Here is a 13,696-nt window from a genome sequence, read left to right on the forward strand (position 1 = left end):
TTGAAAAAGGGTAAGTCTTCAAAAACAGGGAAGTCTACCAAAAGGGTAAGTCTTCAGCTGTACATTGTAATTATAATTATTTTGTTTCGTTGTCATAGCATTTCCTAATGCAGAAATGTCTAATTGTTGTGGGTCTCTGTATTGTGTTGGCTGCCTAGATTGAGAAGTATTATTTGTTGTATAATATTCCCATTGTTTTGAGAAACTGTTATATTTTTCATAACCAGTCATATTTCCATTTGAATCAAAATATTCATATCGGTTCTGGAATGAGTTAAACTTTTTTGTTGTAGTTTGAGAAAACAAAAGCTGTCCAAGCAAAATACATGAAGAAAAAATAAGTTTTTTCATAAGTGATTTTTTGTATCACCCAACCCCAAAGTGAAAGGTTATTAATACAGAAAGCGTGGGACTAAACTTAATCTGCAATAGGGGGCTCTGGTAAGCCTGTAACACAAACAAGAATAGCCCACGCCATATGACGTGAGCATCAACTGTTTATTCCGTGTTACATTTTGAATTTACCAGATTCCCTATAACAGAATAAAAGCTAACGCTTTATTTTTTCGATAAAATTGAGGTGCTAATATAAGAATTTTTGTAATTATATGACAGTTTTCTTTATTGGAAATACAACGGTTAGCGTATCATCAACCAATAAAAAAGAGATACCTATCAAAGCCTCTTCTATTTCTTTAAAATATTTCTATTTAAACCTATAATAAAATTTTCCTACATAAAAAACAGCCACTAATAAGGCTGTAATGAGGTCGATATTTTTAGATTTGGGGATTCTTAAGGAGTTGTGCAACGGTTACCTATGTTATCTGCAGTATTTACTTAAATCCATTTTATTTCCTTTACGATCATACTATGGAAATTGATAATAAAATAAATTAGCGCGCAAATATTTAAAGTTATAATGCAACATTTTGCTTCTGTTAAAAAACGAAAATCAATTGAAATTAAGCAAATTAATGGTGAAACTACTCCAATTATTAAAGAAAACAGTATTAATAAGTAAATTAAATTATCGAGCTTGCTTAAACCCTTTGCTAAAAAAACTAATAATGAATGTAGTTCTGGAAAATAATATTCATTCATATCATCAGATATTTCCTTAATTAAATTCGCGTCAACACTCCTATTGTTATATTTTATATTTATTTTTTTTGCACAATTTTTTATATAATCTTGATTTTCCATTGAAATTCTATTGAAATGTAATATATCATAGCGATCGAAGAAGTTCCAAATCATAGAGCAATGATCAATTTCAATTACTTCCTCGACGAAAGGAAGAGTATAAATACCCTTTCTTTCAAAATCACCATATAAATCGTTTGATGAATAATATAACCTATCATTTTTTCGGTCATGAACTAAGCTCACAATCGCTAAATAAGCATCAGTATATACATCACTATAATTTATATCGTCTCTTAGTCGTTCAATATTCTCTTCACTTTCCGAAATATAATCACTTATTCCACTCATTCGAAATTCATAATATGTAATTCTTTTGTAATTGTCATTATGTTCCAATAAACTTTTAGATTGCACATCATTTATCCAAACATTATAATATTGAGTTAATTTGTTTAAGATTCTGCGATAATTTGTAATTTTCTGAGATAATAATTCTACTTCTTTATATTTTTCTAATTTGAGTGATTTTGCCCAAGAGATATTAGAGAAAAAATAAGTTATTAAAATTGCAGAAAATAGACCATTTACTGTTAATACAATTTCAAGAATTCCATTTAATTCAACTCTATCATTATTTATTAAAAGTACATAACAAAAAATTCCTATTTGAATTATTATTAAATATAAAAGAAAGTCTATAATTCTTTCAAATTTGATAGATTTATAAATTCGGATGAGTTTGTTCAATTGGTTGTACAGTTTTTTTAATATTGCAGATAACGCCTCAATTTACGCATTGCGCCAATATTAACAATAAATATTGCACTAATTTTTTTTAACGTTTATGAATTAATGTGTGTAATTGTTTGATTTTCAGTGATAAAATATGAATTATTTTTGCTTCTTTTTGTATGGGCACAATTTAATGTTATTTTATGATTAAAATACACTAGTGGAAATTATATCATATCTGTAGAAACTAAGGATATTACTCTATCTACAATAGTTTTATAAGTTATTGTTCGCTATAAACTACAAGATTTGATTCATTTTGAAAATTTTTACAAGTTTATTATGCCTTAGGTAAGTAATCTTTATGATTTCGACGGGATGTGGAAAAAATGGGAATCATAACAAGTGTATTTTTGTCAATATATATCTACCTATTTACCCCAAAACGAAAAAGTCCCTGGATAAACGTAAATAATGAAAAATCTATTACTTTTTATTGGTAAGTGTAACTTCACTTTGTAATCTCTGCAAACTACTGTAAATAGAGGTGTTTTCAGGATTTCTGCTACATAGTACCTATATATCCTAACATTATTCTATCACTCTCTAACTCACTTCTCACAACCTTAATCCAACATTTCGGGTGGCTAAGGTAAACGGTTTGTAGTTTTCTGTATAGAGGAGTGGTGGTTTTGTCTGCGGGGTTTAGAGAAAATGTATAATACTTGGTCTACTATTTACACCACCCGCCAAACTCTTGCTGTAAAAAAGCCCCCCATGTCGAGTTTCAAAATTTTTACATGGGCATCGGGTCTCTACCTAATATACGGATTTTGCACCCCGTCAAGGAGATTTTTTCGTTACGCCCCCTATGCTCGGATTTTGTTTTTCTCAGACTTGTTTTACTTTTCCTGCGCTCCGAGTGGTTAAAAAGTTTTTAACAACGGTTGATATTTTGGTTAAAAAGTGTTGTAAACGCTTGTGTTTATGGGCTTTTTGTCGTATATTTCTACTGCTTTTGTGAGCGACTTATTATTAAAATATATCTCAATATATACATAAAAAAGCCTTGAAGCACTGCAATGCGACAAGGCGAATCAATAAATTTTAATGTATCTAAAACTTATCAACATGACAAATTTACAAAATTGTCTGCAAAATTGTGCTATCTACTGTGGCACTTATGCGAAGTACAACAATTCAAGTATTTACGGCAAATGGTTTAACCTTAGCGAATACGGAAGCTATGACGAACTACTGGAAGCAATGCACGAATTGCACGAAGACGAACAAGACCCCGAATTTATGTTTCAGGATTATGAGGGTTTCGAACTATTTGAAAAATTGGGATTGATAGGGGAAAGTTTTTTATCTCCCGAAATTTATGAGATTGCCGAGCAAATAAATGAATCAGGGCATGATACAGAGGTTTTTAAAGCTGTTTTGAGCAACTTTTTAGACATGGATTTTCAAAGTGCCTATGAGTATGTAAATAATTTTTACTACGGTTGGTTCAATTCGGATATTGATTTTGTACATTGGTTATACGAAGATGATATACCTTTCAATCTCCCTAGCTTTGTTTGTATTGATTGGGATGCAACAGCCCGTAACATTATGTATGATTATTTTGAGAGTAACGGGCATTATTTCCGATCTTAACAATTATTCAGTAGATTTTGTTATCACAGATATAATTTATCTGTTTTTAGTATTCAGATAGATTAAATCAAGTTTAAGCAGATTAAAAAAAGAATATTTCTGAAATTTGGGCACAAAACAAAAAAGAGAAAATGCAATTATTTTATTTTCAATAATTTACAAATTCTCTTTTTATTAAAAAGTGACCGCAGAAGGATTCGAACCCTCACTGTCGGAGCCGAAATCCGAAGTTCTATCCATTAAACTATGCAGCCGGTAATTAAGAGTTTTTAGTTGGGGATAGATACTTTTAGCACCCTTCTCAACTGATAATTTCAATTAGAAACTGATCTTCACACCGCCAACAATCTGAGCACCCAGAACTTTATATCCTTTGTATGTCTGATATTTTGAACTTAGAAGATTATTTCCGAGCGCGAAAATACTAAAATTTTTGTGAATTTTATACTCTGCAGAAAGATTTAAATCTGCATAGCCTCCAACTTTGTCATTTTTGTCCTCTGTTGACCGATAAACCATTCCTGTAGGAGCATTGGCATCCGGAACAGCCTCGATCGCATAAGAGTTTGTAGTTCTGTCAGTTGCAAAGATTCCTTTGAAGCCTAACATCAGTTTTTTCTCTAACATCGTATACTTTGCCCCTATGCTTGCATTCAACAATGGAACGTTGTAAATATCTTCATAATTTTTCAGATCATACTTGGTAAATTGAACTTCCCCGTCCAAAACAAGGTTTTCCAATGGGAAATACTGGATGCTTCCTTTGATATCGCTTACATTTCCGTCATCATAAATGGCAGAGAATGTATTTGCGAAATTATACGCAGAACGGTTCAGGGTAAAGTCATTATTAAACAGATCATTCGCCTTATAGAAAAGAATATCTCTCATTTTTCCGTAGCCTGCAGAAACATCATACTTCACCGTTTCATCAATATCACCTCTTAAACCTGCGTAAAAATGATATTTCGTTTGCGTAGGTCTCAACATCTGATCTGAAACAATAAATGGATTCTGCTGCAGTAAATCACCATACGTATTCAGTTTTAAACCACCATCTACCCCACCGTAAAATTTGAATTCTTTTGCCGCTGCAAACTGGAACTCAGCCTGTGGAAACCAATAAGTTTTATTATTTTTCACTTGCTCCATCACATCATTTGAATTTTTAGCATTCAGGAAAGAGAATGAAGAACCTAGCATTAAATATGAATCCCCTTTTCTGAAAGTAACTTTCGGAGATAAGCTTGTATTGAAAAAGTTGGATGAATTTTTTTCCCTGATTGCAAAATCAGTTTTTACAGTTTCCATACCTATTCCTAAATCAGCATTCAGATTAATCCCTGACTTACCGATCTCAATCGCATGTTTAGATAAATTAGCCAAAATGGAAGCCTGATTTTCCTGTGCATCAAAATGATCTTTTAAAAACGAAGATTTTACCCTTACGTCATTTAAAATTTCATTGGAATAAAAATCATAATACCCGTTTACCTTAAACTGATTGACTCTCTGGTCCAGATCAACATCTCCCGGCTCTAAAGCATAAATACCATAATAATTATAGCTGTTTAAGCCATATTCAGCATTCAGGTTAAATTTCCCTTTATCCCCGTAAGAATTCACAAAAGCACCCAAAGTGGTTGAACTCTGCTTGGAATCCCACAGATATTCTTTTTTCAGTCCCTGAGTTGAAAGAAAATGGGCGTCTATTCCAACTTCCAGCTTATTGTCCAACGTTTTGGAAATATTGGCATCCCCTAAAATTTTTCCGAAGTTACCCATTCCGAACTGTATATAGTTGTTCTGGGCACTCCCCTGGAATTTCGGAGCTACATCTTCACCCTGAATGGTGGAAGTTTTAAAATCGGAAACCGCAGGTACATCTGTAATCTTGTATTGTACAGGATTCTGGGATTTCTCTTCCGGTGGATAATTCTTAATTGTTTCCACGGACGTTTTTTTCTTTTCGATTTTTTTAACTTCCGGCTCTCTTTTTTTATTAAGAACCAGCTTTTCTTCTTTGATCTGGGAAAACGCAATCTGCGAAACCCCTAAAAGTAATATGGATAATAATTGAATTCTTTTGTTCATTATTTTTTTGTATTTAAGTATTGAAGTAAAATGTATTCATGATAATTTTTCCACGAATACTTTTTACATGAATACAACAGTACATTTATTTCTTAATCATTTTCTTAACCTCTTTTGCCTCTGCAACAATCTCAGGGAAATCCTTGTAATTGTTGATGATCTGGTCGCAGGTATAGCTTGCCTGGTAGTTATCTTTCAGGCCGATATAGTTTTTCGCCAGCAATACCAGAGCTTTTGCGCCCCAATATTCTTCTGAAGCATAGTTATTGGCCAGCTTGAATATTGTTTCGTTAGAAGATTTAAATGCTTTTCCTTTATTCTGATAGAATGCTTTTGCATACAAAGCTTCCGCCGCCACTTCAGTGTTTGAAGATTTCTCAAGGGAAGTATAAGCGGTCTGGGCATCTTTATCTTTTCCTGCATTCATAAGGCTTCTCGCTTTGATCACTTTTGCAGTTTCTATTACTGCTGCAGAGTTTTTATTATTGGCGATTACAGCATCTGCCAGTTTTTCAGCTTCCGAGAAGTTCTTTTCTTCGGCATACATCTTCATCAGCTCTACATTTGCGTAGTTCTTAATGTTGATATTCGAAGAGTTTTTAATATTCTCAAGATATTTTTTAGCTTCAGCAGAGTTCCCCTGGGCAACATAGATCTGTGCTAAACGGGTTTCAGCATCATCCTGGTAATCATTCTGAACATCAGCAACCTCTTGTAATACCAGCAATGCCTTAGTTGTATTATTCGTCTGGTAATAGCTTTCCCCCAATTCATATTTGGCCTGATACAGGCCATCTCCCGTTGGATTCTGAGTTAAATATTTTTCATAGTAGGAAATAGCATTCTTGTAATCTTTCTTCGTGAAATACTGTTTCCCTGTTGAAAGGTTGATTTCATCAATTTCGGCAGCATCTACATTCACTCCGACATTCCTAGCAAAATTTTCATATCCTGAAACATCCCCGTTCTTAGTAAAGATCGGTTTGGCAGCCTGTACAATTTTCTGTGCATACGCTGTATTTTTATACTGCTCCCCCAAAGATTTCAGTTCAGAAAGTGCTTTATCGCTCTGGTTCTGGTCAATATAGTTCTGAGCCCTGTAAATAGAGGCATTGGCAATTAAATCTTTATCAGAAGATGTTTTGATCAGTTTTGAGAAATAATCGCTTGAGTTGACATAATCATCCTGATCGGCATAAGCCGTTCCTATTTCATATTGGGAATCATCATAATATTCAGAATCCGGATATTTGGATAAAAGTGTCTTTAAATTATTGATTTTTGCCTGGGTATCCCCTTTAAACCCTAAAGCCATGGCCTTCTGGTATAAGGTATAATCGGTGGCATCTTCATTTTTATCGTAAATGGCAATTGCTTCGTTAAGGTCGTTATTCGCATAATGAATATCTGCTAAACGAAGTTCCGCATCATTTTTAAATTCAGGTTTCGGATTGCTCAGATACTGTTTGAAATAAATCTGGGCCTGATCAAACTTCTTAGATTTAAAGTAAGCATAGCCTAAATCATATGGCAATTGCTGCTTTTCAGGGAAGGTCTCGTTAAGAAGCTTTTCATAACGTACAATCGCAGACGGATAATTTCCTTTCTGATAATACGTCTGAGCAAGCCAGTATAAAGCCCTGCTGTTAAATTCTTTATTAATATTGAATTCTAAGCTTCTCAGGAAATATTTTTCTGCTTCATCGAAATTCCCTTTATTGAATTCTTCTGTTCCCAGTAAATAAGAAACCTCCTGGTCTACTTTATCAATATCAGGTGTTGAATTCTGAAGCCTGTCAATCGCATTCAGTGTTTCTTTAAAGTTTCCGGAATACAGGTAAGATTTTACTAAAAGCGATCTCATTTCTGCTGCGTTAGGAGCATTCTGGTTTTCATTGATGTAGCTTTGAATCACCGTTGACGGATTCTCAAAAGGGTTACCGATATCATATCCCAATTTTGCATATTGCTCATGAGCCAGTTTTTTCACATTCGCATCATAATCCATCTGGTAAGAAGAACGGAATGCTGAAAGAGCCTCCTGTTTTTTACCTACCGCCAGGTAAGCATTTCCCAATTGATAGTATGCATTCTGGGCTAATGCGGAATTACTGTTGATCAGCTGGTTATAGTAAGAAACCGCTTCATCATATTTTTTTAGCTGTGCTGCCACAAACCCCATTTCATACAGATCATTTTCAGAAGGGTTCTGCTGAACACTGAGATAGTCTTTTAAATGCGGATAAGCCGAAGTATAATCATTTTTCATGAAATAACTTTCTCCAATGATCTTATGAACCTCAGCTTTGTAGGAATCTGAAAGATCTTCATTCAACAAAGAATTTCCTTCTGAAATGGCTTTATCATAATCCTTATCATTGTAATACATCTGCACGTAATAAGGACGAACCAGCTTCGAATATTTAGGCTGGTCTTTAATAGAGTCAAAATACCGGAATGCCTGGTCACTCTGCCTGTTGGAATAATACAAATGTCCCAGCATGTAAGCAATATCCCCTTTCTGAGATTCATCAGCTGTTTTGTAAGCTTCTTCCAGGGCATCGGTTGCTCCTTTGGAATCTCCCATCATGAATTTGGCATAGCCTAATTTCAGGATGTATTGGGTATTTTCTTCTTTTGAAAGCTGGTACTGGTTTACTTTCTTCAAGGTTTCCAACGCCTTTTCAAAATCTTTTTTTGCCAGATAATAATCTGCCAAAGGTAAATTTGCCTGAGCAAAATAAGCAGAATTCGGGTATTCTTTCATAAAAGCGGTTAATCCTTCTTCTGCATGATTCTTCTGAAGAATTACCCCGATTACGTTATCAAAAAACTGCGCAGCTTCCTTTTTCGATCTCGACAGATTCTGATTATAGAAATACTGTCGTGCATATTCGTATTGGGAAGCATTATATATTTTGGTCTGGTAAAGATTTTCGGCTAGATTGAACCTGTAATTTTCCTTTTGGGTAAAGTATTGAGACTGTTGAGCTTCGGAAATTCCGAAATAAAACACAGCAGCTGCTAAAAGTATTTTTTTTGATTTCATTCTTTATTTGAATAAAAAAATTAGTCTATATAAGTTAACGAAAATATTAAAAACTTATTGTTTAAGCAAGTTTTAAAAGGGTTAATAATCTAAAATATCAATTCATATACATTTCACTACATCATGATAAAAATTGATTAATTTAGTATGCCAAAAGTTTAAAAAATTTTAGCACAATATGATCAGAAAAAAATTTGATCAGACCCTTGTTTTACACCATCTAAAAATATACCATTACATGAAAATTAAGATACTTTTAGCATTATTATTTATCAGTCTGGTGCAGGCTCAAAAATTTCACTTTCCGGGAACGGCGGTGGAAGACAGCATTATTCTGGAAAAAGAAATGCCTGAACTTGCTTTAAAAGTCATTGCAAAACAGGCATTGAAACAAAAACCGGAAAACAAGGTTGATTTTTTAGACAATCTCTTCCGTCTGGAAATTATAGCAAAAGATTATACCCAATCAATAAACACCTTATCGGAATACAGGAAGCAATATGCCGATCACAATATGGCCGGAAATAAATACATTGCACTGGAAGTCTATAGTCTGGCAAAATTAAATGAACAGAAAGATAAGACAACTTTCCCTGCTGCACTGCAAAAATCTTTCAATCAAATATACAACGGCCTTTCAGATCAATTAATTACTAAAATAGGAATTGCCTTTGACGGTAATGTCAATGATACCAGAAAGCTTCTGAGAAAAGCGCTCAGCAAACAAAAAGATAAGGACAGTATAGATTACAGCTCAGCTTTGGCATTGTGTAAAAGTTATTTAAATTACAAAACTTATTCGAATATTAAACCTCAGATTATGCAACTCCTGGCATTAAAAGACCAGGAGGAATTCATTATAGAAACTAGAGATTTAAAAACAAAAAGCGGGCATACCCTGACCATTACCATTGTCCGAAAAAAAGAAAACAAATCTCCGCTTCCTGTCATTCTTACCAATAATATCTATGCAGGACAGTTCGATGCTTTTTTTGGAAAAAGAGCTGCGGTCTATAATTACGTAGGAGCTGTTGTCAATACACGTGGCAAAAGAAACAGCGATGATGAAAATGAGCCTTTTGAGCACGAATCAGAGGATATTTATGATGTTATCGACTGGATCAGCAAACAGCCCTGGAGCAATGGAAAAGTGGGAATGATAGGCGGAAGTTATCTGGGATTCAGTCAGTGGGGAGCTGTAAAGAAATTGCACCCTGCCTTAAAAACAATTGTTCCGCAGGTTGCCGTGGGAATAGGAATCGACTACCCTGCTCAAAATAATATTTTCATGAGCTATATGCTGCAATGGATCAATTATGTCACCAACAACAAATTAACTGATGAAGCTGATTTTAATAATTTCACAAAATGGGATTCTATCAATACCGCATGGTATAAAAGCGGAAAATCATTCAGGGCTTTAGACACCATAAGCGGCAAGCCGAATAAGATTTTCCAGAGATGGCTGGATCATCCCGGCTATGACCAATACTGGCAGAAAATGGTTCCTTACAAGGAAGATTTTGCTAAAATAAATATTCCCATACTTACCACCACCGGATATTATGATGATGACCAGATAGGTGCTTTATATTATTTTAAGGAACATTATAAATACAACAAAAATGCAAATCATTATCTGGTAATCGGACCCTATAATCACGGAGGTGCGCAGAGTTTCGGGTTTACGGTTGTCAATGGCAATACAATAGATCCCGTAGCCAGAATAAGTATTGATGACCTTGCTTTTTCATGGTTTGATTATATTCTGAAAAACGGTAAAAAGCCGGAAATTTTAAAAGATAAGGTCAATTTTCAGGTGATGAATACCAATACCTGGAAACACGCTCCGGATCTTGAAAAAATGCATACATCAACGATTAAATTTTATCTTCTGGATCACAAGAACAGTCCTTCTGTTTTTACTCAGCCTGTGAATAAAACTTTCACAAAACAAACGGTCAATTTTAAAAACCGGGATGAAAAGGACTCCTATTATGTTGTCAGCAAAAAAGACAGTATAAAAACAACGCATTCGGTTTATTTTGAAAGTGAGGTTTTACATAAAGATCTTATCATCAGTGGAAACCTGGCCGGGATTTTTAATGTTGCTATCAATAAAAAAGATTTTGATACCGGCACTTATTTGTACCAGATACAGCCGGACGGTAAGTCATTTTTATTATCAACCCATATGGTAAGGGCCAGCTATGCAAAAGACAATGCTGTACGACAACTTCTTGAACCCGGTAAAACTGAGCAAATCCCTATACACAATTCAATATTCATCAGCAAGAAGGTGGAGAAAGGAAGCAAATTGCTATTGGTAGTCGGTGTTAACAAAAATCCTGCCTGGCAGATCAATTACGGAACGGGAAAAGATGTAAGTGATGAAACCATACAGGATTCTGGTGAACCTTTAGAGATAAAATGGTATAATGACAGCTATGTGGAAATCCCTGTTTACAAAGAATAAAAGCTATCGATTTGCTTAAACCGTTGCATTTTTACTTAAATATTTTAACTACTGTTACCATCAAAATAAAATTTCATTACATTTGCTTTTTTTCAAACTCAAATATAAACATTGAATGAATCAACTTTTCAGAAGGAAAAACTATTCAGAAACAGATACATCTACCAGTCTTTTAAGGGTTTTAGGTGTTTGGGATATCGTTTTTTTTGGTATTGCGGCTATTATTGGAGCAGGAAGTTTCAGCAGTTTAGGTGAAGCAGTTTTCAGAGGCGGCCCCGGAGTTATTCTGTTATATTTGATTTGTGGCTTTGCCTGTGGATTTACAGCATTATGCTATGCTGAATTTGCAAGCAGAATTCCGACAGCAGGTTCTGCCTATACTTATGCTTATGCAAGTTTCGGAGAATTGATCGCCTGGATCATCGGATGGGCATTAATTATGGAATACTCATTCGGAAACATCTACGTTGCTTTCTCATGGTCAGACTATTTCACAAGTTTTTTAGAGCGTCTGGGAATGCATATTCCGGATTACCTGACCTGCAGCTATACTGAAGCAAAAAAAGCCTTTCTGAACGGTTCTGAAAATAAAGAACTGCTTAATGCATGGAAAACAGCCCCGCTAATCGGGAGTTTAAAATTCATTGTTGATATTCCTGCATTAGTGATCAATGGATTGATTACCTGGCTTTGCTATATCGGAGTAAAGGAAAGTAAAAACTTCAATAATTCTCTGGTTATTTTAAAACTGGCAGTTATTGTTTTAGTTATTCTCGTAGGCTTCGCTTATATAAATACAGATAACTGGACCCCTGTAAATCCAGAGACACAGGTAGCTTCTTTCATGCCAAACGGTTTTGCCGGCGTAATGAGTGCGGTTTCCGGAGTTTTCTTTGCTTATATTGGCTTTGATGCATTAAGTGTGCTTTCCGAAGAAACAAAAGACCCACAAAAAACGTTACCGAAAGGGATGATTATCTCTCTGGTATTGTGTACGGTAATTTATATTGCTTTGACATTGGTACTGACAGGTATGGTTGATTACAGAAAATTTGACGGTATCGGGGATCCGCTTTCATTTATATTTGAAAAGTCAAATGCCAATGTAGCCTGGATGGAACTTGTCGTTTCGTTTGTAGCTATTGTTGCGATCACTACCGTATTGCTGGTTTTCCAGATGGGCCAGCCAAGAATCTGGTATGCCATGAGCCGCGACGGATTAATGCCCGAAAAGTTCAAAACCGTACATCCGAAATATAAAACCCCTTCATTCGCTACCATCATTACCGGTATTGCAGTAGGAGTTCCTATCCTGTTTACAGATAAAACCTTTATTCTTGATTTTACAAGTATCGGAACCATCTTCGCTTTCGTGCTGGTTTGTGCCGGAGTGCTGATGCTTCCTGCAAAAGAAAAAATCAAAGGTAGATTTCATCTTCCTTACATCAACGGTAAAATCATATTCCCGGTAATTTTTATCGGTGGAATAATCGGTTTTTATTTCTGGCAGCCGGAATTTTTCTACAACCTGATGGATTGGAATGACCCTAAAGAAGGTGAATTCAGAGCTTCTATCTTTGTTTTCATTGTAATCAACCTGATTCTGTGTATCTTTACTTTTATTAAAAATTTCTCTTTAATTCCTTTAATCGGATTAAGCTCCTGCTTATATCTCCTTACAGGAATGAGCCATGAAAACTGGTTCTGGTTCGGATTGTGGTTTGCCATAGGGCTTGTGATCTATTTCTGCTACGGATACCGCAACAGTAAACTGGGAAAAGAATCTGTTTAAAGATAATAAAAAGACTTAAAAGCTGATTCAGAAAATATAAAAGGTAAATTCAGGACATCTGGATTTACCTTTTTTCTATTTAAAGATTGGCGGAATAATTGCTCTCAGTTTCACAGAAACCTTAAACTAATACCATCATGCCTGAAAGAATAAAAGACTATAGGGAATTTTACCAGTTTTATCTTACTGAACACCGGAAAATGGGTACCCGCATTTTTCATTTTATAGGAACACTGCTTGTATTCGCTGTCATTGCTTATGTGATCAATTCAGGGAAAGAAAGGTTTTTATGGTACGTCCCGATTTTCGGTTATGGATTTGCATGGTTCAGTCATGCCCTCATTGAAAAGAATAAACCTGCAACTTTTAAATACCCGCTTTGGTCACTCATCTCGGATTTCAGGTTGTTTTTTGAGCTGCTGATCGGGAAGCAGAAATTTAAAGGAAATTAGACGTTTCATCACTTCAACGAAGCAGAGTGTATTGAGAAGTATCCCTAGATTTATTTATAGATTACAAAAAGACAAAAACTAAATCAATTTATTTAACCACGGATTTTACAGATTAGCACAAATGATTAAGATTAAGATTACTATTTACTTCATTTAAGACTCAAATTTTTATAAATTGTAATAACTCAATTGTAAAAAAGTTCTTGATATGATTTACAAAATTTATTCGAATCAATGGAGATTTGTCACAGGATAAAATAGTTTCGGCGGGGTTTGCTTCGCAAACCCCG

General features: G+C 34.7%; 8 protein-coding genes and 1 tRNA gene. 4 read left to right on the forward strand and 5 right to left on the reverse strand.

Annotation, left to right across the window (positions count from 1 at the left end):
• Positions 1-18: 18 nt before the first annotated feature.
• Positions 19-351 carry a hypothetical protein gene (locus PMI13_RS16230; protein ID WP_007845689.1) on the reverse strand — a complete coding sequence of 111 codons (333 nt, stop codon included), beginning with the start codon at positions 349-351 and terminating at the stop codon, positions 19-21.
• Between the two features lie 489 nt (positions 352-840).
• Positions 841-1,896, reverse strand: coding sequence for a hypothetical protein (locus PMI13_RS16235; RefSeq protein ID WP_007845690.1), 1,056 nt, complete (start codon positions 1,894-1,896; stop codon positions 841-843).
• A gap of 1,116 nt (positions 1,897-3,012) precedes the next feature.
• On the opposite strand from PMI13_RS16235, the gene PMI13_RS16240 reads away from it, so the two are divergent.
• Positions 3,013-3,543 carry an antirestriction protein ArdA gene (locus PMI13_RS16240; RefSeq protein WP_007845692.1) on the forward strand — a complete coding sequence of 177 codons (531 nt, stop codon included), beginning with the start codon at positions 3,013-3,015 and terminating at the stop codon, positions 3,541-3,543.
• A 182-nt stretch (positions 3,544-3,725) separates the two neighbouring features.
• On the opposite strand, the gene PMI13_RS16245 is transcribed toward PMI13_RS16240, so the two are convergent.
• The 3 genes from PMI13_RS16245 to PMI13_RS16255 all read right to left on the reverse strand — a co-directional run bounded on the left by PMI13_RS16245 (position 3,726) and on the right by PMI13_RS16255 (position 8,686).
• Positions 3,726-3,797: transfer RNA gene (locus tag PMI13_RS16245), tRNA-Arg, on the reverse strand.
• 64 nt (positions 3,798-3,861) lie between these two features.
• The gene (locus tag PMI13_RS16250; protein ID WP_007845694.1) at positions 3,862-5,637 is read right to left on the reverse strand and encodes a TonB-dependent receptor; all 1,776 of its coding nucleotides are present in this window, start codon (positions 5,635-5,637) and stop codon (positions 3,862-3,864) included.
• An 85-nt stretch (positions 5,638-5,722) separates the two neighbouring features.
• Complete coding sequence (locus PMI13_RS16255) at positions 5,723-8,686, reverse strand: tetratricopeptide repeat protein (RefSeq protein ID WP_007845696.1); 2,964 nt, start codon at positions 8,684-8,686, stop codon at positions 5,723-5,725.
• Between the two features lie 238 nt (positions 8,687-8,924).
• Here PMI13_RS16255 and PMI13_RS16260 point away from each other — a divergent pair, with 238 nt between their 5' ends.
• The 3 genes from PMI13_RS16260 to PMI13_RS16270 all read left to right on the forward strand — a co-directional run bounded on the left by PMI13_RS16260 (position 8,925) and on the right by PMI13_RS16270 (position 13,406).
• Complete coding sequence (locus PMI13_RS16260) at positions 8,925-11,162, forward strand: CocE/NonD family hydrolase (RefSeq protein WP_156104474.1); 2,238 nt, start codon at positions 8,925-8,927, stop codon at positions 11,160-11,162.
• Positions 11,163-11,277: 115 nt separating this feature from the next.
• Positions 11,278-12,954 (forward strand): APC family permease, encoded by a 1,677-nt coding sequence (locus tag PMI13_RS16265; protein ID WP_007845700.1) that lies wholly within the window; start codon positions 11,278-11,280, stop codon positions 12,952-12,954.
• Between the two features lie 137 nt (positions 12,955-13,091).
• Positions 13,092-13,406 (forward strand): DUF962 domain-containing protein, encoded by a 315-nt coding sequence (locus tag PMI13_RS16270; RefSeq protein ID WP_007845702.1) that lies wholly within the window; start codon positions 13,092-13,094, stop codon positions 13,404-13,406.
• Positions 13,407-13,696 lie beyond the last annotated feature (290 nt).

It is taken from the genome of Chryseobacterium populi, assembly GCF_000282115.1.
In the GTDB taxonomy this organism is placed as follows: Bacteria; Bacteroidota; Bacteroidia; order Flavobacteriales; family Weeksellaceae; genus Chryseobacterium; species Chryseobacterium populi.

Excerpts from the sequence above, each read along its gene's own strand:
- PMI13_RS16230 (WP_007845689.1), bottom strand. The coding sequence starts at position 351 with ATGAAAAAACTTATTTTTTCTTCATGTATTTTGCTTGGACAGCTTTTG.
- PMI13_RS16240 (WP_007845692.1), top strand. The coding sequence starts at position 3,013 with ATGACAAATTTACAAAATTGTCTGCAAAATTGTGCTATCTACTGTGGC.
- PMI13_RS16250 (WP_007845694.1), bottom strand. The coding sequence starts at position 5,637 with ATGAACAAAAGAATTCAATTATTATCCATATTACTTTTAGGGGTTTCG.
- PMI13_RS16255 (WP_007845696.1), bottom strand. The coding sequence starts at position 8,686 with ATGAAATCAAAAAAAATACTTTTAGCAGCTGCTGTGTTTTATTTCGGA.
- PMI13_RS16260 (WP_156104474.1), top strand. The coding sequence starts at position 8,925 with ATGAAAATTAAGATACTTTTAGCATTATTATTTATCAGTCTGGTGCAG.
- PMI13_RS16265 (WP_007845700.1), top strand. The coding sequence starts at position 11,278 with ATGAATCAACTTTTCAGAAGGAAAAACTATTCAGAAACAGATACATCT.
- PMI13_RS16270 (WP_007845702.1), top strand. The coding sequence starts at position 13,092 with ATGCCTGAAAGAATAAAAGACTATAGGGAATTTTACCAGTTTTATCTT.